Here is a 23,987-nt window from a genome sequence, read left to right as displayed (position 1 = left end):
AGCGGCTGACGAAGCTTTGTTGAGATTGTCGGTGCAGCGATTTCTTAGGATGTCCTTACGAAATCCAACACCACGCGGCTAGCGCCTCGCGAGCCGCAATCTCTGACACGGGAGCGTCGACATGCTGGGAAACATCTACTTTGCCTTGGCCTCCGGACTGGCAGCGCGTGAGCGTCTGCCCGACTATGCGAAGGCCGTCTTCGCGGAAGATTTCGACCGCGCGTATCAACTGGTCGATGATCATGGCGGCCTGCACGGCAAAGACGCTGGCGACTACGCCGGCGTGCTGGCCATGGCCGATGCATCGATGCTGCTGGAGTGCGATGAAGACGCCGAAGAGGCCTTCCGCATCGCGCAGCGTCTGATTCGCCATTCGGATGATCAGCTGCGCGTGGTGTCGTGCCGCAACATGGGCTGGCAATCGCTGCTGCGCGATCGTTACTCGGCCGCGGCAGGTTGTTTCTCCCGCATGGCCGAAGACGATGGAGCGACATGGCTGCAGCGCGTCGAAGGCATGATGGGCCTGGCACTTGTGCACCACCAGCTTGGTCAGCAGGACGCAGCAGACGAGGCGCTGCAATCGGCACGTGCCATTGCAACGGAGCGCAATGACGCCGGCTGGGTCGCCACGCTCGATCTCGTCGTGTACGAGTTTGCGGTGCAGGCGGGCATCCGCTGCTCTAACCGCCTGCTGGAACATGCGTTCTGGCAGTCCGCCGAAGTGGGCGCTGCGATGCTGCACAACCATGGCGGGCGCGACGGCTGGGCCGCCAACGGCAAGCACGATGAGAATGTGCCCGCGATGATCCATCGCCGCGCCGAGTACCTGAGCCTGCTGCGCCGCATGGCCGATGGCGACCGCACGGCAATCGACCCGCTCATGGCGATCATCGGGCAATCGCGCCGCATGGGCAGCCGCCTGCTGATGCAGACGAAGGTGGAGGTGGTGCTGGCTGCGCTCAGCGGTGAGCAGCACGACGTGGCCGGCAAGGTGTATGACCAGATCTGCAATCGCGATACGTCGTTCGGCGCGCGACGCTGGAATTTCGACTATCTCTACTGCCGCGCCAAGATGGCGGCGCAGCGCGGCGATGCAGCGGGTGCGCTCAAGTACTACACCGCCTACATGCAAGACGCCCTGCGCTGCCTGCGCACCGAATCGCCTGGCGTCCGCCGTGTCAGCACGACCACGCCGGCCGCGTCGCGCGCGTCCGATGATGTGAGCGCGCGTCTGTCGGCCAAGTACCGCCGCGCGTATCACTACATTCTCGACAACATCGAACGTAGCGACCTGACGACGCGTGAGGTCGCCGCGCACATCAACGTGACCGAGCGCGCGCTGCAGCTCGCGTTCAAGAGCGCGGTGGGCATGTCGCCCAGCTCGGTCATCCGCCGGCTGCGTCTGGAGGGCATCCGCTCCGACCTGCTGGACGAGGGGCGCGGGCCGTCGAACATCATCGATACGGCATCGCGCTGGGGCATCCGCAGCCGCTCGGCGCTGGTCAAGGGGTATCGCAAGCAGTTCAACGAAGCGCCGTCGGAAACCATCTGGCGTTAAGCCGCGGCCGCTGTATCGCCTGGCCGCGCGCTGGTGCGGTCTGTCTTCATCATTCTTACGAGTGCAACCATGCATCTGACTCGAATTGCGAGCCGGAAGGGTCGCGTGCTGGCCGCGTGCCGGTACTTGATGGCTGCGGCCGTCGCGGTGCTGTCGCTGGCCGGAAGTGCCGCTGCGGCGATGATCCCGTGGCAGTCGCAGAAATTTGAATACGTGGCCGACCGCAAAGACGTGAAGGATGTCTTGCGAGACCTCGGCGCCAGCCAGCACGTCATGACGTGGATCTCGCCGCAGGTCGAGGGCAGCGTGACTGGCAACTTCAATGAAACGCCGCAGCGGTTTCTCGATCGCATGGCCGCCACGTTCGGCTTTGCGTGGTATTACGACGGCGCCGTGCTGCGCGTAACGGGCGCCAACGAGGCGCAGAGCGCGACCATTGCGCTGCAGCGCGCATCCACCGCGCAGGTCAAGCGCGCACTGACACGCCTGGGCGTGACCGACCCGCGCTTTCCCGTGCTGTACGACGATGAAACCGGCAGCGTGGTCGTATCGGGGCCGCCGCGCCTGGTCGAGCTTGTGCAGGACATAGCGCGTTTGATCGACCGCGGCCGCGAAGATGCCAACCGCACCGTCGTGCGTACCTTCCCGCTGCGCTACGCGTGGGCCACCGACCACACCATGATCGTGGATGGCCAGGCCATCAACATTCGCGGTGTCGCGTCCATCCTGAACAGCATGTACGGCAACAACGCGCCGAGCACGGAGAGCACGCCGCAACGAAGCGGTGACCGTCGCGTCGACAGCGTCGCCCCCGGCGAGGGCAACGCAGGGCGCGGCGGTACGCGTGCGCTTTCGGGTCTGGGCGGTAATGACCGCGGTGGCGGCAAGGCGCCCCTGCCGCCGGGCGGTGTCGGCCAATATGCCGGCGGCGGTTCAGCGGCACCGTTGCCCAGCGGCGAGAGCCGCAGCCGTGCGGATGCATTCCAGGAAGACGGCGGCAGCGCCCCGATCATCCATGCAGACCCGCGCAGCAACTCGGTGCTCGTACGCGACCGCGCAGACCGCATGGCGGCCCACCAATCGTTGATTGAATCGCTCGACACGCGCCCGGCCGTGCTGGAGATCAGCGCCAGCATCATCGAGATCAGCGAGAGCGCACTGGAAGACCTCGGTGTTGATTGGCGCCTGCACAACAGCCATGTCGATATGCAGACCGGGTATGGCACGAACACGCAGTTGTCCAATCCGGGCGCGCTGGATGCGGTCGCCACCACGGCCAATGCCGCTGCAGCCATTGCCGCTACGCCCACGGGCGGTGTGTTGACCGCCGTGATCGGTGGGGCATCGCGTTACCTGATGGCGCGTATCAGCGCGCTGCAGCAGACCAACCAGGCGCACATCACTGCGAGCCCGAAGGTGGCCACGCTCGACAACACCGAGGCCATCATGGACAGCAAGCAGAACTTCTACGTGCCGGTAGCGGGGTATCAGTCGGCGGATCTGTACAGCATTTCGGCGGGCGTGTCGCTACGCGTGTTGCCGATGGTCGTGACGGATGGCGGCACTTCGCGCATTCGCATGAACATCCACATTGAAGATGGCCAGATCACCAATCAGATGGTGGGCAACCTGCCGGTGGTCAACAAGAGCGAGATCAACACGCAGGCGCTCATCAACGAAGGCGAAAGCCTGCTGATTGCCGGTTACTCGGTCGACCAGCAAACCAAGGGCGTGGATGCCGTGCCGGGGCTTTCGAAGATCCCGTTGCTGGGCGCACTGTTCCGGCATGACCAGACGACGGGCCAGCGGTTCCAGCGGCTGTTCCTGCTGACCCCGCGTGTGGTGGCGCTGTAGGGCCCCTTGCCAATGCAGCAGAAAAAAAAGCCTCCCGATGGGAGGCTTTTTGTTTGTGCTCGTCGGCAACGCGGTCAACGGCGGCGCGACGGCCCGGCGTCGCCCTGTTGCGCAAGCGTATCCCAGTGGTGCTGGGCGATGGGGAGCAACGCCAGTGCAAGACCTTCGCGGCGTTCGTCGGCCGTGCCGTGCTGATCCTGCCTTGCCAGCCGGTGAAGAGCCTGCGCATTCGGGTCATGCGCAATCCGCGTGGCCAATTGCGGCAGAAGACGCCTGAGCGTACTTGTTCCCTTGGCGCCCTCTGCCACCTTGCTGAGGTCCAACACGAACTTTCGGCCGGCCTCTGATGCCAGCAGCGGTTTCAGTTCTGTCTGCAGCGGCGGTACAAGCGCCGCGAGTGTTGCCTCGGCCTGTGTGGCGGTCCACAACTGCTGAACGATCGGCGTGAGCTGTGCCGCTACCTGTTGCGCGGTGTGGGTTGTCGGATGTCGCCGTGCCTGCTCGCGCAGGTTCCTGATCTGCGGGTGGCGGGCAATCTCTTGCGTAAACGCCGGCAGCATGTGTTGCAGCCTGCTGGAGCCTCGCACGCCAAATGCGCCTTCGCCAATGGCGATCACCAGTTGACGCCCCGAGCTAGAGGCGACCAGATCGGCCAGTTCGTGCTGCAAGGGGCGCGGCAACGCACGCGCCGCGGTCACCAAACGTGCGGACATCTCGCGATCGGGCTCCACGTTGAATGCGTTGGCCAATGCATGCCGCATGGCGACAGACGCATCGGTCTGCAGGCCTGCCGGATTACGCAGGACCTGATTCCTCACTTCGGGCAGCTTGTCATGAGCCTTCTTCAGACGAAAGGCAACCGAAACCAACTGGCCGTCGTTCATGTCGTTTGCCGACCCGAAGACGGCGTTTTCCATCTCTTCGTTCTTGCGCTCGATGTCGGCTTGCAGCAGTTGAAGTCGAGGTGCGTTCTTCATCGCCCATTCTTCACGTACCTTGCCGATTTCGGTGTGCAGATGTTCCGGGAAGTGCACCTTGCGGCCGGGCATCGGGGTGATGAGCGATTTCGGCAGACCTTGCATGGTAAGACCCGTGCAGCCACGCAGATCGAGGGTCTTGAGGTGGCGCAGGTTTCCAACGGACGCCGGGACGGCGCGGAGTTGTGGACAGTACGAGAGGTCGAGCGTTTTCAGCTGACGCAGCTGCCCAATGGAATCAGGCACCGAAGTCAGGCCTACGTTGTGGCGGAGGTCCAGTTCGGTGAGTTTCGACAGATTGCCGATGCTGGCCGGCACCTCGCGCAGATAGGTATGCGCCAGAGACAATGTTTTCAGCTTTCTTGCGTTGCCGATGTCGCGCGGCAACGAGGTGAGTGGTGAATGCTGGATGGCAAGGTGTTCCAGGTTCGCGAGGCCGTGCATGGCCGGCAACGCGCGCACGCCGCTTCCCACGATCTCGAGATGCTTCAGGCTCGCCAATTGCCCCAGCGTATCGGGCACCGTGTGCAGGCGTGGGTTGTTCTGCAGCTTGAGCGTCTCGAGCATGCCGAGGTTGCTCAAGTCGTGCGGCAGTTCGCGCAGGTCGCAGTCCGACACGTGAAGGGCCTTGAGGTGCGCGATTTCGGAAACGAGGTCAGGCAGATGAAGCACAGGCGTCGCCTTCAGCTCGATCCTGTCTGCTGGCTCTCGACGCCCTCGCGCCACGTCTTCGATGTGGGTCAGCGCAATGTCGAGCTGCCGTGCCGGATTGAAAGGAGCAGACGGGTTTGTCGGGCGGTAGTCGCCAATCCGGGCATGCATCTGCGCGTGCCACTCCTCCAGCGCCTGGCGGACGCCGGAACCGGCAATGCGCGCATTCACGGCGGCAGCACCATGCAGCAGGTTTTCGGGCGCCGGAGCGCGTACGTGGAGTGGGCTGTTTGGCGCCGTGCGCGAAGCCCCGGGTGGGGTGCCGGCAGCGATGTTGGGGCGCGCGGCGGAAGACCGATCCGCATTGGCAGACGAGCGGCGCAGCCCGAACAATCCGGCAATTCCGCCTCGCCGAGGCTGCCGTGCCGGCTCCTGTCGCGGTGGCGTGGCATAGGCAGGGACGGCGCCATGCGCTGGCGTGGAATCGGCGGCCGGAGTGTGCGAAGTGCGGCGGAACGGATTGATCGAAGGCATTGAAATTCCAGTCGAAGGTTGCACGACGGTGGCGTCGCACCGATGGCGGAAAGCTTCGACCCCACGCGAACCTCGCGTGGGGCCGAAGTGGAACAAACGCAAACAGCGGCTTATGCAGCCTTCTTATGCGTCGACGCGCTGGCGTGGCTGTTCGGGCCAGCGCTGGCGCTCGCTTGGCTCGAGCCGGAGGACTGCGGTGCCGCGGCCGGTGCGTTCGACGTAACGTCGTCGCCATCGTCATCATCGTCGTCGTTGGTGTTCGACTTGATGCCGTTCAGCATGCTCTGATGCGCGGACTGCTGTTGCAGCAGTTGCAGCTCAAGGGCCGCGTCCTGGCCGGTGGGGTCGGTGTTGCTGCCGTTGCCCGTCTTGCCCGTGCCGCTTCCGTTGCCGTTGCCGTTGCTTGAGTCGACTTCGGCCTCGTGCTTCTTCTTGCCTTTGCGGCTCGCATCTTCGTGGCCGCCAGCCTCGGGCTGATGTTGCGTACCAGTGTGGTGCGGTTCAGCTGCCGTGGCGTGACGGGTCTTGCGGGAGGCATGGAAATCGCCTGCCACGCCAGCGCCCGCAGCCGCAGCGCCGAGCAGCATGCCGCCGGTGCCATTGCCGCTGCCTTGGCCGCTCACCTTGTTGAACAGGTTCTGTGCCTGCACGCCAGCCTCTGCCTTGGCGCCTTCCTTGGCGGCGAACTTGACCGCATCCTTCAGGCCGCTGCGGCCGCCCGTGAGCGCGCCTTCCACCACCGAGTCGACCACCGTGCCGCCCAGGTGCGTCTTCTGCAGCGTTGCCACGGCCGCGCTGGCGGCCAGACCTTCCGGCGTCAGGTCCGAGGCCAACTGTGCGGCGTTACCCGCGGCTGAGCCGATATCGCCCAGCGCTTCGCCGAAGCGACCATGCGCAGCCGCTTTGGCCGCAGCAATGCTGCTGTCCGCAAAGCCGTTGACGCTGTCGCCGATGCTCTTGACCGTGCGGTCGGCGATATCGTTGACGAAGCCCCGGGCCTTGTCGACCTTGCTCAGGGCCTTGTCCAGGCCCTTGCTCAGGTGGGCGTTTTCCAGCGATTTTTCTGCCACGTCGAAGGCAGCGGTATTCAGATCCCGCATGCCCTTGAAGGTGGCTTCGCCAACGCCTACGGCATCGTGCAGCGCCTTTTGAATGCGCAGGTGGACCAGATCGTTGGTCATGGCTGCCGTCTGCTTGGCAACGGCTTCCACGTCGTGGACGAGGTTCTTGCCGACGCTTTCGGCGGCGTGGGCGATGCCCTTGCCGACCTTGGCGATGTCATCGCCAAGGTGCTGAAAGGCGTGCTTGATTTTGCTGAAGATACTCATGGCGAGTCTCCTTGCTTGGGATAGCAAAAGTGACGGCCGTTGCCGGCCGTCGGGTTGAGTGGGCTGGCGTCAGGCGCCTTGCACCTGGGCGTGCTGCTGTTGCGTGCCGCCGGCCTTTTGTGCCTGCAGTTGCTCGAGCACCTTGATCATGTCTTTGAGCAGCGTTTCGAGCTGGGCCATGGGGCTGTTGGCGCCGTTGCCGGTGCCGTCTGCGCCGTTCGCGCCATCGGCCGTGGAGGCGTTCGGCGTGCCGGATGCACCGGACGCGCCGTTTGCGCCACCGGCTGCCGTGCCGCCCGCTGCGCCACCCGCGCCTTGCGCACCACCGGCCGCGCCTGCGTTGCCGGCGCCACCGGCACCAGCGCTGCCGCCTTGCGTCTGATCACCGCCAGGCGCCTGCTGCTGTTGTTGCGTCAGCATCTTCACCAGGTCGTCCAACACCTTCAGCAGTTGTTCGATCATGGAGTCGTTGCTCTTCTGACCGCTGCCCTCGGCGCCGTTGGCGTTGTCCGCGCCCGTTGCGCCACCGGCATCGCCTGTGGTATCAGCACCGTCTGCGCCACCGGCATCGCCTGTGCCGTCAGCACCGCTTGCACCGCTGGTGTCGCCCGAGTTGTCGGCGCCATCTGCGCCACCGGCGTCGCCTGTGCCGTCGGCACCGTTTGCACCGCTGGCGTCGCTGGAGTTGTCGGTGCCGTCTGCGCCACCGGCACCACCTGCGCCGGCTCCACCGTCAGCACCACCTGCGCCAGCACCGCCATCAGCACCGCCTGCGCCAGCACCGCCATCAGCACCGCCTGCGCCGCCCGCACCACCGAACGCGTTCGTCATCATCTGCTGCTGCATCAGCTGCAGCGCATCGTCCAGCATCTGCAGCATGTCGTCCATGTTGAGGCCCTTGCCGCCGTTGGCACCACCCGCGCCATCGACGCCCTTGGCGCCTTCGCCCGTGTCGAACTTGTGCTGCATCTGCTCACTGATCTTCATGAACTTCAGCAGGTCTTCCAGCAGCTTCATGAGCGCCTGCATCGGGTCTTGGCTGCTGGAGTCGTCGCCGTTGTCGTCGCCAACCTGCTGGCCCTTGTTGGCACCCTGCGCGCCTTGCGAACCCTGGCTACCTTGTGCACCTTGCGCGCCCTGGTTGGCGGACGGGCCCTGCGCGGCACCCGCGCCCTGGGCGCCACCGCCGGCTGCGCCACCCGAGCCACCGCCCGCACCTGCATTGGCGCCGCCTTGTGCGGTGGCGTTGCGCAGCATCGCTTCCAGCACCTTCAGGATGTCTTGCACGAGATGCTGCAGCGGGCTTTCGGCCTGGTTCTGTTTGCCGGGTTGATCCAGCTGGAGCTGGGTCGAGATATTCAGTGAAGCGTTGTCTTGGACCTTCATATTCATGTGTCACCTCAGTGGGCAGGCGTGATGCATGGCACCGTCCAGGCCGCTGACTGGGCGCATGCCGATACAGAGAGGAGAGAAACGCCGCGCGGCCGACGTCTGCAGAGAAACGCCAGCACGGCAATCGCTTCCGATTCCAGTTCGGGTCGCGGGGCCGACATGGCCCTGCGCGTTCTGCCCGTGCCGGGCCGCGCAGCCCAGGGCAGCCGCGTGCCGGCACGCCGATCGCAAAGCGAAAGGGCATGTCGGGCGACTTTGGTGGAACGTTAGGGAATGTCGGCCATCAGGCCATGCAGCCAGGCCGAAGCGCTGATCACCGAGACGAAATCTCAGGCCAGATCGGACGTGCGCGGCGGCAAACTCACGTGCGTGCCGCTGTGTCAGCGCGCGGCATGTGAATCGCAGGTGGGCTTCAGAAGTGGTGCGTCACGCGCAGCGCCAGCGTGCGGCCCGGCAGGATGGGGATGTAGCTGCTGCTGAGCGTGTTGCCGTACGTGCGCACGTTGAAGAGGTTGCGCGCGAAGAGGTCGATGCGCCAGCGCTTTTGGTGCCAGAAGAGGCTGCTGTCGACACGCACCGAGCCGGGCACCCGGAACGACGCATCGCCGTGGGCGTCGGCACGGCCCTGCGCGCTGATGCCGAGCCCCATGCCCATGCCTGCGAGCACACCGCTCTGCAGCGTGTACGTGGTCCACAGCGCGGCGTTTCGAGCCGGCACGCCGGGTACGTAGCCGCCCGGCAGCCTCGCTGACATGCGAGCCACCGATAACCATAACGATGCCTCCCAGCCGCGCGCCACCGTGCCTTGCATCGACAGTTCCACGCCCTGGCTGGTTTGCTCGGCGAGTTGCGTGTAGTAGCCCGGGTGCGACACGTCGGCCAGGCTGACGTTCTTCGCATCGATCCGGTAGAGCGCTGCCTGCGCCGTCAGCGTGCGGTGTGCGTCTTCCCATCGCAGCCCGGTTTCGACTTGGCGGCTGCGCTCCGGTTGCATGCCCGTGCCGTCATAGAAGTAGCCCGTGTTGATCTGGAAGCCGCGCATGTAGTCGGCAAACCATGCCGTGCTGGGCGTGAGCTTGTAGAGCAGGCCCACGGCAGGCGTCCAGGCAACGCCGCGCAATTGCGTATGGGGCAGCAGGGCGACGTAGTTGTTCGCGCGGATGGAGGCCGACACCTCCCACCTGTCGCCAATGGCGACGTGGTCGCGCAGCCGGAAGATCGACTGCCTCAAGGTTTGCGACAGCCGGTTGCCGGGAATGAACGTGGCCGCCGGCAGCGGTACGGGCGCGAACGGGTCTTGCGTGGCCTGTGCGATGAAGCCCGGTTTGATCAGGTTCTGCCGCTCCTGGATCTCTTCCCAGCCGAGGGTGAATGTGTGGCGCAGCGCGTTGTGCGACACGGTGCCTGTCAACTCGTTCGACATGGCCCACAGGTGGCTTTCGGTATGACGCAGCCCGCAGATCGTGTTGTTGGGCATCGCGTTATATGACGAGGCCGATCCGAGATCCCACTGGGCCGATTCCTCTCTCACGGATTCATAGCTCGCCCGCGAATGGAGGGCCCAGTCGTCGTTCAGGTTGCGCGAGGCCGTGTAGTAGACGCGCGTGCCGCTGCCTTCAACGCGGTCGTCTACGTTGCCGAACGGACGCTGCACGGGTACACGCGCAGGTGCACCGTCCAGCGCAAAGGTGGCAGGTGGCACAGGCTGCCGGCTGGTGAGGGATTCGATGCCCGCGGTGATGCTCGTTGTGCTGTCGTTCCAGCCCAGTGCGGCGTGGCCGTAGCTGACGCGGTGGCCCGCGTATCCGCCGTCGCTGTCGGTCGTCGTGTCGTTGACCCCAACGAGGCGGTACGACAACCCGTTGGCCCCGATGGCACCGGCCAGGTCGGCGACCACCTTGCGGCCGCCATGCGAGGCGACCTCCATGGCGACGCTGCGCTGTGCGGCAGCGGTCGGTGCCTTCAGGCTGGCATTGATGGCACCACCGGCCATGGTGACGCTTGCGACGTCTGCGTTCGGCCCCTTGATGACGTCGATCTCTTCCAGTGCGTCCACGGGCCGCAGCGAGGCGAGCTTGTCGGGCAAGCCATCCACGGAGATGGCGTTGGTCATGTAGCCGCGAATGGCATAGAGGGGCGGTGCGGTCGGGTCAGCCAATACCGAAGCCACCCCGGCCTGTGCCAGTGCGGCATTCAACGAGGTCGGTTGTTGGCTGGCTAACAGGCCACGCGTGATCGTATTGACGGCGTGCGGCATGCTGGTCATCGGCATTTCAACGCGCGTGATGGCGCTGCTGGAAAGCACCGCGAACCCTGTGTCGCCTGCGCCATGGACTTCCGATGGCGGCAGCGCGCCGATGTCGCGCGGCTGCGGGTCGGGGGCGCCAGCGGTGCCGGCCGCCACGACGGTCATCGTGCCGTCAGGCAGCACGGACAGCGCGAGCCCGCTGTTCTGCAGTGCCAGCCGGGCGGCATCGGCGGCCGTCATCGTGCCGTCGATCGGACCTGCCCAGCGCTCCTGCACGAGGCTGGATGCGAACGACAGCGGTTGGCCGCTCAACCGCGTGATTTCCATCAGGACATGCTCGAGCGTTGACCGCTCAATACGCAAGCGCTGAGGCTCGTCAGCCGCCACGGCATGCGCCTGCTGCGATACGGAAAGTCCGATCAGCAGGGCAGCCAGGCCAGGGAGCCGGAATGAGGTAAATCGCAAGGACGTCATGAGGGACAGCGCTGTCACCGTGCGGCGAAGGTCCGGAAAAGACGGAGAACGCAGGACGTTCGCGCGCCCCGTGCGCCTGAAACTTCCGAGGCGCTCTGCCGCGTCGCAGAAACGAGCGGATCTGCCTGCTAGGCGCACCCCCGGTCCAGACTCGCGCGATGGTCCAGTTCACACATGCCGAACTGGGGCCTGCATGTCGCCGGCGCGATCGCCGGGATCCGCTTCTTGTTCATACCCCCCACCCGTATTTTTATTGTCGTGAAACGGGCGCCAATAACGCAGGATCCATGCCACGTTTCCCCTCCGAAGAGGGGGGTGGATTTTTCCCGAGCTGCCTGATGCCGTTTCTCGGCGCACCGCAACGCAGATCCTCGATCCGCTGAGCGCTTCCTTTGGCAAACATCACTGGATGATGGGAGGGGGACCTCGTTTCGCGCCGCAACGGTTCCTTTCGCGCTGTGACGCCGTCGTGCGCCGGGTTGCGGCTATGGTTGTGGCCGTCCGTAACTCGTCCTGCTGCCGTGGTGCTTATGCTGCCATCAACGTTTTGCTCTGCCGATGCGCTGGTCGACCGTATTCGCTCGTCGCTTCGAAGGGCCGCTGAAACGCGTGGACTTGCCGCACGACACGAGCGCTTTTACGAAGCGGCCCAGGCGCTGCGCTCCGAGATTCTGGAATTGGTGTCCGAAGAACCGGACGATCCCGCCTTGCTGACGTGCGCTCACGTCTTTCGGGAAGAGACGCAGGCTTTCAAGCAGGCGCATGCCATTGCGCGACTCGCGTATTCACCCGAGGTCGATCAGCGCTATCCGTTTCGCGACGACATCGAGCAGCCCATTCTCATCACCGCGCTGGAGCCGACGGGGCGAGTCGGAGGCCGCTTCGAGCGTTACCCGGCTGACGCGGTCTGGCCATACCTGCAAGTCGATGTGACGCCCAGTTTGCGGGGCCGGTTGTATCACAGCACGCTTGTGTGCCGACGGTTGCAGCGTGCTGACCTGCGCGACCCGCGCGAGGAAGCGCTCATTGGCGAGCGCGGTGTATTTGCGGTGCGGGACATCGCCGTTGGCGAATGCCTCGGCGTCTATGGCGGCCGGCTCATGACCCCTGCCACCTACTACACGTGCCTCGATGATTCGTTCGTGCTGAGCACGAGCGCCGGCGGCATCGATTCGTGGGTCGACGGTGAAAACATCCTGGCGATGGCCAACACCAGCTTTGCTTATGAACGTGGCCAGGCGGACCGGCAGGCGGAGTCCGGCTACAACATGGAGGCCGCGGTGTTCGAGGCGACCTCACGTTGCGGACGACGTTTTGCCATCCGCGCCTTCTTCGCAACGGAGCGCGTGGCCGCCGGTGCCGAGTTGCGCTGGAACTATCGCTATCCGCCGGAGCTGATTCGCCAGCGGTTTGGCGGTCAGGTTGCTGTCTAGAGGCTGCACCAGCAGACGATGCGGCAGGTGCGCGTGACGAAATTTTCGTGGAAGGCGGCCAGGCATGCGACGCGAATGCAGATGCGTGTGACCGCATGATGGCGGACCCGATTTCCATCCGCATACGAGAATTAAAATAATTTCATATCGGAAGTTTTTGCGCCGCCAAGATTCAAAAAAGCTCAAATTTGGTGCGCGTTCGTTCTCTTCGTTTTGATGCGATGTGCCGCCACGCCAGTGCTGGCGCCATGCACCTCGCAATCAGCAACCTGTGCACCGAGTCGAGTGCACAGGTTTGAAGCGCGTTGCTGCGTTGGCATCGCATTCAAGAATCCTTGTGCCGTGCCGTCATTTCCGATCGAAGCAGCCTGGGCAATCTTGTAGCGCGACGGTTTTGAAGATCGGTCAACGACAGCCGCACATGTCTCCAAGATGCTCCTGCTTCGACGCATGTACCTGCGTGCATCGCCAGATGATCCCGGCGATGGGGCTGACCAGGTCATGTCGTCTCTCTCTCTCTCTGACGCCGCTGAAACAGGAATGAAGCAAATGAGAATCTCGGATATGAAGATCGGAGTGCGCCTTGGTGCAGCGTTCGCGCTTGTCGTGGCGCTGCTGATCGGGACCGCCGCGGTCGGCATCCAACGGCTGGACGACAACAACACGAAGATGGGCCGGATCGTCAGCGAGCGCTATTCGCTGATCGCACTGAGCAACCAGATCAAGAACAACGGCTACAAGGCCAACGGCATTCTCAGCAATCTGCTGCTGGCCACGTCGGCCGATCAGAAAGCGAAGTACATGAGCGACTACGCGGCCATCCGCCAGGCCAACGGGCAGGCGTATGGGCGGCTGGAGAAGATGCTCACGACCGATGCGGGCAAGGCGCTCTTCAAGGAACAGTTCGACGCGCGTTCCGCTTACGGTGCGAGCGTGCGCAAGTTCTTTGAGCTGATCGATGCCAACAAGCCCGAAGACGCTCGCGTGCTGTACCAGGGTGACATGAGCCGCCTGCAAGACCAGTACTACGTGCTGGTCGACAAGATGGTGGACCGCCAGGCGAGCGAGATGGAGCACGACGTGGGCGAAGCCGCCGCGCAAGGCGCCAACGCGAAGATCCAGATGATCGTGCTGGCGGTGCTGGCAACCCTGCTTGCCATTGCCACGGGCGCTTTCATCACCCGCACGATCACCGGCCCGATCAACCGTGCGCTGCATCTGGCTGAAGCCGTGGCGCAGGGCGATCTGACGCACCGTCTTGAGCTTGGCGCGCAAGATGAGATCGGCCGCCTGCTGGCCGCGCTCAAGCGCATGACCGAGAACCTGCACGGCATCGTCGGCCGGGTGCGCGGCGGAACGGACACCATCGCGCGTGCATCGCGCGAGGTGGCCAGCGGCAACATCGATCTGTCCAGCCGGACCGAACAGCAGGCCAGCTCGCTGGAAGAAACGGCGGCGGCCATGGAACAGCTCACCTCCACCGTCAAGCAGAACGCCGACAACGCGCAGGAAGCCAGCCGCCTGGCATCCAATGCATCGCTGGTGGCCACCAAGGGCGGCGATGCCGTTGGCGAGGCGATCGAAACGATGAGCACCATCAATGCGTCGTCACGCAAGATCGTCGACATCATCGGCGTGATCGACAGCATCGCGTTCCAGACCAACATCCTCGCACTGAACGCTGCGGTGGAAGCGGCCCGCGCCGGCGAGCAGGGCCGCGGCTTTGCCGTGGTGGCGGGCGAGGTGCGCAACCTTGCGCAGCGCAGTGCCGCGGCGGCCAAGGAGATCAAGGCGCTGATCGAGGATTCGGTCAGCCACGTCGGCACCGGCACCGCCAAGGTGGAAGAGGCCGGCCAGATCATCCGCGACGTGGTGGCCGGCATCCAGAACGTGACGAACATCGTTGCCGAGATCAGCGCGTCGAGCCGCGAGCAAAGCGAAGGCATCGAGCAGATCAACGAGGCCATCACGCAGATGGACAAGGTCACGCAGGAAAACGCCTCGCTGGTCGAGGAAGGCGCGACCTCGGCGCAGGCGCTGCAGGACCAGGCCGATCAACTGGCCGACATGGTCAGCGCGTTCAAGCTGCATGGCGACATGCGAGGCCCCGCGCATGGCGCCGCGAGCGAGGCGACCACCCTGGCGCAGGGTGGCTGGGCGCGAGCACAAACACTTTCGTAATTCGCAGTTGTTGTCGCAGTGATGTTGCAGTCAGCAGTCCAACGGAGGAGGCACGGGCCGCCGGCAGGCGGCTCGTCACAGAAGGAATCGACGTAGCGCCAGCGTTGGCGTTTCGAACGGTCCCGCCATTTGCCGAACAGGTGTCTGCTGCGCAACCGCTGTGCTGGTTGGAGGATTGCGCGCGCGGGTGCGCCGGAGTGCCGATGGTGGGGCCAACCCACGGTGTCTCTTATCTCCTGAACAACCATGTCTTCGCACGCTCCTCAAATGGCCGACCCGGGTTCGGCCGCAGCGTTTGACCCGTCCAACGTGCTGACCGGCACTGCTGCCGCGGCGGCACTCCCATCCACCCCTGTCACACAGTTGATCGATGCCTATCGCGAGCATGGGCATCGTCGCGCGCGGCTGGACCCGCTCGCACGTGTGCCCCTGCCAGACGTGCCCGAGCTTCGCCTGCGGTTTCACGGGCTGGACCCCGCGCAGAAGCGCGAGCCGGCAAGCGCGGTCCTGCCCACCGCGACGACGGTGCAGGAACTCGAATGGCAGCTCAAACGCGTGTACTGCGGCGCGATCGGTCTCGATTGCAGCAGCGTGCGCAAGCGCCAACGCCGCGCGTGGCTCTACGCCCGCATGGAGGCAGAACTGCTGGCACCGCCGCTAGCGCCCGACCGGAAGCGGTGGCTGCTGCGCCGGCTGGTGGCGGCGGAGATGTGGGAGCGTCTTGTTGGCGGCACGTTTGCGCATGCCAAGCGGTTCTCGCTGGAGGGCTGCGAGAGCCTGGTGCCGCTGCTCGACACGCTGGTGGAGGAAGGTGCCGGTCACGGCGTGCGGCAGGTGTTTCTCGGCATGCCGCATCGTGGGCGCCTGAACACGCTCGTCAACGTGATGGGCTTTGACGCGCAAGGCATGCTCGATCGGCTCGATCCGGATTCGGACATCGCATTCACCCAGCGGGATCTGCCGTATCACCTCGGTGGCGTTGCGCGCCGGATGGTTGCGGGCGATGAGGTCGCGCTGGTGCTGGCACCCAATCCATCGCATCTGCAGAGCGTGTACCCCGTCGTGTGTGGCATGGCGCGCGCGCATGTGGACGAACACCCCGGCACACCGTGCCTGCCGGTGATGGTGCATGGCGATGCGGCGTTCGCGGGGCAGGGTGTCGTCATGGAGACACTGAACCTGACCCGCCGCAGCGGCTACACGGCGGGCGGCGTCGTGCACGTGATCGTCAATAACCAGATCGGCTTCACCACCCCCAACGCGATGGACGTGCGTGCCGGCGACTACTGCACCGACGTGACGCGCATGGTCGATGCGCCGGTCCTTCATGTCAACGCAGACGACCCTGAAGCCGTCCTGCGCGCCGCGCGCATTGCCATCGAATACCGCATGGAGTACGGCACCGATATCGTCATCGATCTGATCGGCTATCGCCGCCTTGGGCATTCGGAGCACGACACGCCTGCCGTGACGCAGCCCGCGCTGCACGCGGCCATTGCCGCGCACCCGACGGTCACGGAGCTGTATCACGCTGCCAGCGTGGACTCGGCGCGCCTGGCGGATCTGCGTGACGCTGCCGTGCGCAACTTGCACGCAGGCCCTGGCGCTGCGCTGGGTGAAGCCGACGTTTCGCTGCCGCACGGTGCGGCGCGCCGCCAGTTGCAGCCGTTGTCATTGCACCGCGTGCAGGCATTGACGCAGACGCTCACCACACCGCCCGACGGCGTGCTGCTGCACGATGTCGTGCGCGGACTGTGCGAGCGCTGGCGTACCGCGGTCTCGAGCGACGCTCACACGGTCGACTGGTGCCTGGCAGAAAACCTCGCCCACGCCACGCTGCTGGAAGACGGGCACAGCATCCGGCTGTCCGGTATGGATGTTGGGCGCGGCACGTTCATGCATCGGCACGCGGTGTGGCATTCGCAGTCGAGCTCGTCTGACGAAGGCGACCGCTATGTTCCGCTGCAGCACGTGGCGCCGTGCCAGGGCACGTTCGACATCGTCAACTCGCCGTTGTCGGAAGAGGCCGCGCTGGGTTTCGAATACGGCTACAGCGTGCAGACCCGCACGCGGCTGACGTTGTGGGAGGCCCAGTTCGGCGACTTCGTCAACGGCGCACAGGTGTTCGTCGACCAGTACATCGCTTCGGGCGAATACAAATGGGGTTGCCAGTCTGCGTTGGCAATGTTGCTGCCGCACGGCCACGAAGGTGTCGGGCCGGAGCATTCCAACGGGTTCCTCGGGCGCTTCCTGCAGCTTTGCGCGGATGACAACATGCGAGTGGTCATGCCGTCGACATCGGGCCAGTGGTTTCACCTGCTGCGCGAGCAAGCCACCCTGGCTGCGCCCAAGCCGCTGATCGTCATGTCTCCGAAGACGCAGCTCCATGGCAACGGGCGTTCGCATTCGCGCGTGCAGGACCTGATTGGCGGGTGCTTCATGCCGGTGCTGCCCGACGCCTCGGTGGTCGACCCGCACACCGTCACGCGGGCGGTGTTGTGCAGCGGCAAGTTTTTCTACGAACTGCAGGCGCAGCGCGAGCGTGAGGCTCGTACGGATGTGGCGCTTGTCCGTGTGGAGCAGCTCTACCCGTTTCCGCAGGATGCACTCGCGGCCGCGTTGTCGGCATTCCCGAACCTGAAGGACGTTGTTTGGGCGCAGGAGGAGGATGCCAACCAAGGCGCATGGCGCTTCGTGCGCGAGGCGCTTGAGACGTGTGTTCCGCAGCGGAGCCGACTGGCCAGTGTGTGCCGCAGCGCGACGCCGTCGGGCGCGCATGCGTCGGTGCGGGCGCACCAGGCGGAGCAGCGTCGCCTGGTGGCTGCTGCGTTTGGCGCGTTGGGTTAGCCGGAAGCTGATGCGGGAAGCCCGACCGCGACCACCGTTTGAGGCATCGGAGGTCGCGGTATGGGCTTGTCGCGGGAACGCCGGGCCGCGATTACGGCTCGTGGCGCAGATACCCTTCCTTGCTCGGATCGGGCATGAAGTACGTCACGATGAAGGACACCGCGCACAGCGCTGTCACGTACCAATAGAACGTCGATTCACTGCCGGCCTGCTTGAACCACAGCGCCACGTATTCCGCCGAGCCGCCGAACACCGCGTTCGCAATCGCGTACGACAGGCCCACGCCCATCGCGCGCACTTCGGGCGGGAACATCTCGGCCTTGATCAGCCCGCTGATCGACGTATAGAAACTGACGATGGCCAGCGCCAGCGTGATGAGACCGAAGGCGGCGAGCGGCGTCGACACCGTGGCCAGCGCCTTCATGAGCGGCACGGTGCCCAGCACTGAGAAGGCGCCAAACAGCAGCATTGAATTGCGACGGCCGATGCGGTCGGACAGCGCACCAAACACCGGCTGCAACACCATGTAGACGAACAGCGCGGCCGTCATCACGTTCGAGGCGGTCTTGGTGTCCATGTGCGCCGTGTTGACGAGGTACTTCTGCATGTACGTCGTGAACGTGTAGAAGATCAGCGAACCGCCGGCGGTAAAACCAAGCACGCGCAGGAACGCGCCCTTGTGCTGCCACGCCCCACGGATCGTCCCCGCGTGCTCCGCCTTGCGCGCCGAGGCGCTCTGCGTTTCGTGCAGCGACTTGCGCAGGTACAAGGCAATCAGCGCCGTCAGCGCGCCCACCACGAACGGAATGCGCCAGCCCCAGGCTTTCAGCTCGGCCGTCGTGAGCAGTTGCTGCAGGATCACCAGCACGAGCACCGCGCACAGCTGGCCGCCGATCAACGTCACGTACTGGAACGAGGCAAAGAAGCCGCGCCGGCCTTGCAGCGCCACCTCGCTCATGTAGGTCGCGCTGGTGCCGTATTCCCCACCCACCGACAGGCCCTGGAACAGCCGCGCCACAAGCAGCAGGAACGGGGCCAGCGCGCCGATCTGCGCGTAGGTCGGCAGTACCGCGATCAGCAGCGAGCCGCCGCACATCATCAGCACCGAGATCATCATCGCCGTGCGCCGGCCGTGCTTGTCGGCGATGCGGCCGAACAGCCAGCCGCCAATCGGCCGCATCAGAAAGCCCGCCGCAAACACGCCAGCCGTGTTCAGCAGTTGCGTCGTGCGGTCGCCGCTGGGGAAAAACGCCGGCGCAAAGTACAGCGAGCTGAACGCGTAGACGTAAAAGTCGAACCATTCGACGAGGTTGCCCGACGACGCGCCGACGATGGCGAAGATACGGCGACGTGTGTCGTGCGGGTCAACCGCATGCGGGGTGGCAGTGCTATCCATGAGGGCGTCTCGGTGTGGTTGTTCTGTGGGCAGCCTAAGCTGACCCTCAGAATTGTAGCGACATGTCGCAGGTTGTCGCGCCCCGGAATTGCCCCGATGGGTGGGATGGCGTGTTGCGGCAGACGTGCGGGAGGCGTGTGGAGGTCACGCAGAAACGGGTACGCCCCGGCCTTTTACACCGCGACCGCATGCAGGCGGATACCCAACGCCCGCATGACTTTGAGCACGGTGGCAAAGCTCGGGTTGCCTTCTTCAGACAAGGCCTTGTACAGCCCTTCGCGCGTCATGCCGGTGTCACGTGCGAGTTGCGTCATGCCGCGCGCTCGGGCCACTACGCCCAACGCATGCGTGATAAATGCGGGGTCGTCGGCCGCTTCCTCCAGGCACGCGTCCAGATATGCGGCCATGTCGGCTTCGGTCTTGAGATGCTCAGCGGAGTCCCACGGGCGAGTTTTGACGGGTTTGTCGGTAGGCATGGTCACTCCACGTCGAGATGGCGCGACAACTCAATCGCGCGTCGGATGTCGGCTTCCTGTGTCGACTTGTCACCGCCACATAACAGGATGATCAGCACTGCGCCACGCTGGGCGAAATACACCCGGTAGCCGGGGCCGTGATTGATGCGTAGCTCACTGACACTCGCTCGGACAGGCTTCACATCACCCGGATGACCCAGCTGTAAGCGGTCGATGCGTACCTGGATACGGCGCTGCGCAGTCTTGTCACGCAGCTTCGAAAACCAGGTGTCGAAAGCATTGGTAGTGCGGATCGTCAGCATGCGGGGATGCTAAGGATCGCACTTCGATCTGTAAACTATAGTTCACAAATGGTCACAGCCGCAATGCCGAGCAGACTTGTTACCGCGCCCCCTGCCGCGCGTTGAACATCACGCGCAACCCGAGCGCCACCAGCGCTGCGACCGTGCAGAACGCCATCAGGCCGGTCCAGCGGCCGTTCGTCCACGCCAGGCTCGCGCCATACGCGCCCAACGACATGCCGATGAACAGCGCCGTCATGAACACCGCGTTGATGCGGCTGCGCGCTTCCGGTGCCAGTGCATAAATGATGGTCTGGTGCGAAACCAGCGCAGCCTGCACGCCCACGTCAAAGACAAGCGTGCCGATCACGATGGCGACGAGCGACTGCGGGAACAGCGCCATCGCGGCAAACGTCACCGCCATGAGCAACGCGCCACCCGCAGCGATGTGGCCCGGCGCAACGCGGCCCGACAACCGCCCGGCAATGCTTGCACCGAGCGCGCCTGCGGCACCGGCAAAGCCGAGCAGCCCGGCTTGCCCCGTCGACAGGCCGAGCGTACCCGTCAGATGCAACGCCACGGTCGACCAGAAGCCCGCGAACGCGATGCCGATGAACGCTTGCGTGACGGCCGACGCGCGCAGCCGCGGATGCTGCGCGAACAGCGTGCCGAGCGAGCGCAGCAACACGAGGTAAGGCTGCGTCGTGGTGGCCGAGGGAGGCGCCACACCAAAGTGTGCGGCGCGCACGGCAATGGCCAGTCCGACAATCGCCACCGCCGATACGCCGAATGCGGCGCGCCAGCCGAAGTGGTCCGCCACGATGCCGCTGAATACGCGCGAGCTGACGATGCCGATCAACAGCCCCGTCATCACCGTGCCGATGTTGCGATTGCGGTTGTGGTCCGTGCTGATGGCGGCGGCGCTGGGGACGAAGTCCTGCGCCATGGTGGCCGACAGCCCCACCGCGAAGCCTGCCGCTGCCAGCAGGGGCAGGTTTGGCGCCAGGCAACTGGCGATGAGCGCCAACGTGAGCAGCACCGCCTTCCAGAGGATGACGATGCGGCGATCGTAGCGGTCGCCCAGCGGGCCGAAGAAAAAGATGCCGCTGGCGTAGCCTGCCGCCGTGAGTGTCGGCAACACGCCCAGCGCCTTCGGCGCGATGGCGAGGTCGCGGCCGATCAGGCCCAGGAGCGGGTGGTTCAGGTAAATGCAGGCCACGCTGATGCCCGCACCGGCCGTGAGCAGGCGGATCAGCCCTTGGGTGTTTGTTGCGGTGGTGGTATTGGCAGGCGTTGGGGACGCAGGCGAGGTCGACATGGGAACCTCATGGACGGGATTGCTGCATCGCAGCGAAGCGGCGATGCTAACAACTTTCCTCTGCGCCTGCTGAGGGCCAATAACCTTGCTGGTGGTGGTGTCAGGCGCGCTGGCCGGCGGCGGTGGAGGCTGATGTTGGCGCCTCTTCCACGTCTTCGCTGTGACCGCCCTGCACGTCGTGGCCGGCGTTGTCGATCCACAGGCGAGCGCGGTCTTCGCCCACGCGCGACAGCTCCATGCGGTATTCGTAGCGGTCGGGCCGGTAGAGACCCTGCAGCAACTGCACGGGGCGCCCGCTCATCTCGCGCACGATGCGCTGGACGGACAGCAGCGGCGCGCCCACCGACACATCCAGATACTGCGCCGTCGCCACATCGGCCAACCGTGCCGACACCACCTGCGATGCACGATCGATCCGCACGCCCGAGCCCTCGATCAGCCGCAGCAGCGACTGGTTCGCCAGGCGGTCGAGCGTGAGCTTGCTCGTCACGTCCAGCGGCAGCCACGTGGTGATGAGTGCCATGGGCGTGTCTTCCAGGTGGCGCACACGCACGAGTTTCTTGATTGGCGTGCCGGGGGCGACTTCCAGGCATTTGGCCTCCTCGGGCGGGGCCAGCACGTCTTCAAATTCGACGACGACGGCGGAGGTGCGCTCGCCCACATCGATGATGTTCTGCAGCAGCGTCTGGGCGCCGCCGCCCATCGTCACCGGGTCATCGGGCTTGACGACAAACGTGCCCATGCCGCGATGGCGGCGCACCAGACCTTCCTTGACGAGGTAGTCGAACACGCGCCGCATCGTGACGCGCGACGCACCGAACTGGCGGGCCAGCTCGATCTCGCCCGGCATCGGGCCGTCGCTGAACCGGCCTTCAAGAATCTGTTGGCGCAGGACGACGTAGATCTGGTGGTAGAGCGGTACCACGGCATCAGGCATGGCAGTCGTGGTTCCGGGCGTGAGCAGCGAGGTCCAGGGCGAAATCGGGCGGGGCAACCATCAGCCGATGGCAGGAAGGCGCGGGATGCGTTGGAAAGCGGGTTGAACGCGGCCGTTTGCCCATTCATCCGCGACGATAGGGCGTTTTTCCGGGCCTGTAAAGTTGTGTGTTACCCGTTGGCCGGCGGCGTATCAGCGGCCGCGACGGCTGCGTTTTCCCCCTGCCCATAACGCGGATTGCGCTCGCGCATCGAGTTCTGGGGTGCGACGGGCTCGCCCAGCGCATTGACCAGCGCCACGTGAATCGGCGTGCCGCTTTCGCGGTCGCGCAGCAGGATCGGGCCTTCGCCGTCGGGCGTGAGGTAGCGGTCGCCCCATTGCATGAGCGCCACGATGGCGGGCAGCAGATCGACGCCCGCCCGTGTGAGCCGGTAGGCATCGCGCACGCGGTCGCCCGGCTCCTGGTACGGCACGCGCCGCAGGATGCCGTACGTCACCAGGGCCTTGAGCCGCGACGACAGGATCGCCGACGAGCACCCCGTGCGGCGCAAAAACTCATCAAACCGCGTCACGCCCGAAAACGCCTCGCGCAGCACAAGCAGCGTCCATTTCTCGCCGACGATCGATACGGCCGCCGCGATGGAGCAGGGCTCTTCCATCGACGTCACAAGCTCGGACGCCGCTGGGACGGGGAAGGGTTCCGGAATTCTCATGGCAAAAGCATAGTCAATTCTGACTTTACTTGCAAAAGTCAGGGTTTCTGCTAATCTAGCTTCAAATTAGAAAGTCAGATGGTGATCCCGTGCTGACGGCCAATAACAACGATCCATCGCGTGAGGAGATCCCCATGCTTTACACCATCCACCGTTACCCCGCCGAATGGATCGACCGCTGGACCATGCACGACGGCTCCATCGCCACCGTGCGCCCGATTCTGCCGCAAGACGCCCCGCTTGAGGCCGCCCTGGTCGAGGGGCTGTCGTCCGAGTCCCGCTATGCGCGCTTCCTCGTGGGCGGCGGGCGGCTGACCGACGAGATGCTCGCCGCCTATACCCAAATCGATTACGTGAACCACATGGCGCTGGTCGTGAGCGTTGCGCGCCCTGATGGCAGCGGCGAAGACCTGATCGCCGACGGCCGCTTCGTCGTAGAAGACGGCGTGGCCGAGTTCGCCATCCTGGTGGCCGACGCGTGGCAGGGCAAGGGCGTCGGCCGGCGCCTGTTCGCCACGCTGGTCCGTGCGGCGCGGGTGTCCGGCGCGCGCGAAGTCTTCGGCGAGGTGCTGTCCATCAACCGCCGCATGATCAGCCTTGCGCGCGACGCGGGTTTCCGCGTGGCCAATGTGCCGGGCGACGCCACGGTCTGCACCGTGCGCTTGCCGCTCGCACAGGCCGAAATGGCCGTGACGCCGTTCGCCTTCGCCTGATATTCGTCTTCGCGCGCCTGCACCCCTGCAGGTGCGCTTACCGTGTGTCTCTTTCGCCGCCGTTGGGCGGCTTCTTTTTTGCCTGATTCATCAAATTTAATGTTGCTCAGCGCAAAAAAACATCGCTTTTGTGCATGAGTGGATGCGCATAGACTCGTTCGCGCGGCCCGGTGCGTAAGCGGCCCCCCCGCTGCGTGCCGGTGCTGCCTGATTCCAACTCTTCCCAGCCTGCGCCCTACACATGAGCAACGTCACGCCTGTGCTTGCCCCATTCCACCTCGCCTTCCCCGTGCACGACATTGCCGCGGCGCGTGCCTTTTACGGCGGCATCCTCGGCTGCCCGGAGGGCCGCAGCTCGGCGGAGTGGGTGGATTTCAATTTCTACGGCCACCAGATCGTCGCCCATCTCGCGCCGGACGAAATCGGCCACCGCAAGACCAGCGCCGTCGACGGCGACAACGTCCCGGTACGCCACTTCGGCGTGGTGCTCTCCATGGCCGAGTGGGAAGCCGCCGCCGACAAGCTGCGCGCCGCCGGCATCGAGTTCATCATCGAGCCGCACATCCGCTTCAAGGGCGAAGTGGGCGAGCAGGCCACGATGTTCTTCCTTGATCCGTCGGGCAATGCGATGGAGATCAAGGCGTTTGCCAACATGGCTTCGCTCTTTGCCAAGTGA

At 65.0% G+C, this 23,987-nt stretch carries 17 protein-coding genes; 7 read left to right on the top strand and 10 right to left on the bottom strand.

What is annotated here, in order from left to right; all coding sequences use genetic code 11:
• The first annotated feature begins 121 nt into the window (after window positions 1–121).
• Window positions 122–1,558: a transcriptional regulator HrpB gene (gene hrpB / locus R2669_RS04740; protein ID WP_316898920.1), complete on the top strand. Its 1,437-nt coding sequence runs from the start codon at window positions 122–124 to the stop codon at window positions 1,556–1,558.
• A gap of 69 nt (window positions 1,559–1,627) precedes the next feature.
• Window positions 1,628–3,412, top strand: a complete 1,785-nt coding sequence (sctC, locus tag R2669_RS04735) for a type III secretion system outer membrane ring subunit SctC (RefSeq protein ID WP_316898918.1) — start codon at window positions 1,628–1,630, stop codon at window positions 3,410–3,412.
• 74 nt (window positions 3,413–3,486) lie between these two features.
• Here sctC and R2669_RS04730 read toward each other — a convergent pair whose 3' ends face one another.
• From R2669_RS04730 to R2669_RS04715, 4 genes are all read right to left on the bottom strand, one after another.
• Window positions 3,487–5,271: a leucine-rich repeat domain-containing protein gene (locus R2669_RS04730; RefSeq protein ID WP_222614254.1), complete on the bottom strand. Its 1,785-nt coding sequence runs from the start codon at window positions 5,269–5,271 to the stop codon at window positions 3,487–3,489.
• A 413-nt stretch (window positions 5,272–5,684) separates the two neighbouring features.
• Window positions 5,685–6,902, bottom strand: a complete 1,218-nt coding sequence (locus R2669_RS04725) for a hypothetical protein (protein ID WP_316898915.1) — start codon at window positions 6,900–6,902, stop codon at window positions 5,685–5,687.
• 69 nt (window positions 6,903–6,971) lie between these two features.
• A complete protein-coding gene (locus tag R2669_RS04720) occupies window positions 6,972–8,294 on the bottom strand; it encodes a hypothetical protein (protein ID WP_316898913.1) in 1,323 nt (440 codons plus the stop codon).
• A gap of 412 nt (window positions 8,295–8,706) precedes the next feature.
• Window positions 8,707–11,016, bottom strand: coding sequence for a TonB-dependent siderophore receptor (locus R2669_RS04715; protein WP_316898911.1), 2,310 nt, complete (start codon window positions 11,014–11,016; stop codon window positions 8,707–8,709).
• Window positions 11,017–11,474: 458 nt separating this feature from the next.
• Between R2669_RS04715 and R2669_RS04710 the strand changes: the two genes are divergently transcribed.
• From R2669_RS04710 to R2669_RS04700, 3 genes are all read left to right on the top strand, one after another.
• Entirely contained in the window at window positions 11,475–12,449 is a 975-nt protein-coding gene (locus tag R2669_RS04710) for an SET domain-containing protein (protein WP_316898909.1), read from the top strand.
• A 549-nt stretch (window positions 12,450–12,998) separates the two neighbouring features.
• Complete coding sequence (locus R2669_RS04705; protein WP_316875567.1) at window positions 12,999–14,630, top strand: methyl-accepting chemotaxis protein; 1,632 nt, start codon at window positions 12,999–13,001, stop codon at window positions 14,628–14,630.
• Window positions 14,631–14,876: 246 nt separating this feature from the next.
• Window positions 14,877–17,477, top strand: coding sequence for a 2-oxoglutarate dehydrogenase E1 component (locus R2669_RS04700; protein WP_316898908.1), 2,601 nt, complete (start codon window positions 14,877–14,879; stop codon window positions 17,475–17,477).
• 91 nt (window positions 17,478–17,568) lie between these two features.
• Here R2669_RS04700 and R2669_RS04695 read toward each other — a convergent pair whose 3' ends face one another.
• The 6 genes from R2669_RS04695 to R2669_RS04670 form a co-directional block, all read right to left on the bottom strand.
• Window positions 17,569–18,873, bottom strand: a complete 1,305-nt coding sequence (locus R2669_RS04695) for an MFS family transporter (RefSeq protein WP_316875565.1) — start codon at window positions 18,871–18,873, stop codon at window positions 17,569–17,571.
• 173 nt (window positions 18,874–19,046) lie between these two features.
• Window positions 19,047–19,349, bottom strand: coding sequence for an addiction module antidote protein (locus R2669_RS04690; protein ID WP_037026632.1), 303 nt, complete (start codon window positions 19,347–19,349; stop codon window positions 19,047–19,049).
• A 2-nt stretch (window positions 19,350–19,351) separates the two neighbouring features.
• The gene (locus R2669_RS04685) at window positions 19,352–19,651 is read right to left on the bottom strand and encodes a type II toxin-antitoxin system RelE/ParE family toxin (protein ID WP_147214849.1); all 300 of its coding nucleotides are present in this window, start codon (window positions 19,649–19,651) and stop codon (window positions 19,352–19,354) included.
• A 79-nt stretch (window positions 19,652–19,730) separates the two neighbouring features.
• Complete coding sequence (locus tag R2669_RS04680) at window positions 19,731–20,948, bottom strand: MFS transporter (protein WP_316898905.1); 1,218 nt, start codon at window positions 20,946–20,948, stop codon at window positions 19,731–19,733.
• Between the two features lie 100 nt (window positions 20,949–21,048).
• Window positions 21,049–21,885: a GntR family transcriptional regulator gene (locus R2669_RS04675; protein WP_316898903.1), complete on the bottom strand. Its 837-nt coding sequence runs from the start codon at window positions 21,883–21,885 to the stop codon at window positions 21,049–21,051.
• 170 nt (window positions 21,886–22,055) lie between these two features.
• Window positions 22,056–22,598 (bottom strand): winged helix-turn-helix transcriptional regulator, encoded by a 543-nt coding sequence (locus R2669_RS04670; RefSeq protein ID WP_316898901.1) that lies wholly within the window; start codon window positions 22,596–22,598, stop codon window positions 22,056–22,058.
• A gap of 134 nt (window positions 22,599–22,732) precedes the next feature.
• Here R2669_RS04670 and R2669_RS04665 point away from each other — a divergent pair, with 134 nt between their 5' ends.
• Together R2669_RS04665 and R2669_RS04660 are read left to right on the top strand one after the other, a co-directional pair.
• Window positions 22,733–23,311: a GNAT family N-acetyltransferase gene (locus R2669_RS04665; protein WP_316898899.1), complete on the top strand. Its 579-nt coding sequence runs from the start codon at window positions 22,733–22,735 to the stop codon at window positions 23,309–23,311.
• 241 nt (window positions 23,312–23,552) lie between these two features.
• Window positions 23,553–23,987 (top strand): VOC family protein, encoded by a 435-nt coding sequence (locus tag R2669_RS04660; RefSeq protein WP_316898897.1) that lies wholly within the window; start codon window positions 23,553–23,555, stop codon window positions 23,985–23,987.

The organism is Ralstonia edaphi, assembly GCF_958350185.1.
Lineage (GTDB): Bacteria > Pseudomonadota > Gammaproteobacteria > Burkholderiales > Burkholderiaceae > Ralstonia > Ralstonia edaphi.
Note: the sequence above shows the minus strand (reverse complement) of the source record. Positions and strands in the feature narration are given on the sequence as shown.

Excerpts from the sequence above, each read along its gene's own strand:
- R2669_RS04685 (WP_147214849.1), bottom strand. The coding sequence starts at position 19,651 with ATGCTGACGATCCGCACTACCAATGCTTTCGACACCTGGTTTTCGAAG.
- R2669_RS04665 (WP_316898899.1), top strand. The coding sequence starts at position 22,733 with ATGCTTTACACCATCCACCGTTACCCCGCCGAATGGATCGACCGCTGG.
- R2669_RS04680 (WP_316898905.1), bottom strand. The coding sequence starts at position 20,948 with ATGTCGACCTCGCCTGCGTCCCCAACGCCTGCCAATACCACCACCGCA.
- R2669_RS04700 (WP_316898908.1), top strand. The coding sequence starts at position 14,877 with ATGTCTTCGCACGCTCCTCAAATGGCCGACCCGGGTTCGGCCGCAGCG.
- R2669_RS04695 (WP_316875565.1), bottom strand. The coding sequence starts at position 18,873 with ATGGATAGCACTGCCACCCCGCATGCGGTTGACCCGCACGACACACGT.
- R2669_RS04725 (WP_316898915.1), bottom strand. The coding sequence starts at position 6,902 with ATGAGTATCTTCAGCAAAATCAAGCACGCCTTTCAGCACCTTGGCGAT.
- hrpB (WP_316898920.1), top strand. The coding sequence starts at position 122 with ATGCTGGGAAACATCTACTTTGCCTTGGCCTCCGGACTGGCAGCGCGT.
- sctC (WP_316898918.1), top strand. The coding sequence starts at position 1,628 with ATGCATCTGACTCGAATTGCGAGCCGGAAGGGTCGCGTGCTGGCCGCG.
- R2669_RS04675 (WP_316898903.1), bottom strand. The coding sequence starts at position 21,885 with ATGCCTGATGCCGTGGTACCGCTCTACCACCAGATCTACGTCGTCCTG.
- R2669_RS04660 (WP_316898897.1), top strand. The coding sequence starts at position 23,553 with ATGAGCAACGTCACGCCTGTGCTTGCCCCATTCCACCTCGCCTTCCCC.
- R2669_RS04715 (WP_316898911.1), bottom strand. The coding sequence starts at position 11,016 with ATGACGTCCTTGCGATTTACCTCATTCCGGCTCCCTGGCCTGGCTGCC.
- R2669_RS04720 (WP_316898913.1), bottom strand. The coding sequence starts at position 8,294 with ATGAATATGAAGGTCCAAGACAACGCTTCACTGAATATCTCGACCCAG.
- R2669_RS04670 (WP_316898901.1), bottom strand. The coding sequence starts at position 22,598 with ATGAGAATTCCGGAACCCTTCCCCGTCCCAGCGGCGTCCGAGCTTGTG.
- R2669_RS04690 (WP_037026632.1), bottom strand. The coding sequence starts at position 19,349 with ATGCCTACCGACAAACCCGTCAAAACTCGCCCGTGGGACTCCGCTGAG.
- R2669_RS04705 (WP_316875567.1), top strand. The coding sequence starts at position 12,999 with ATGAGAATCTCGGATATGAAGATCGGAGTGCGCCTTGGTGCAGCGTTC.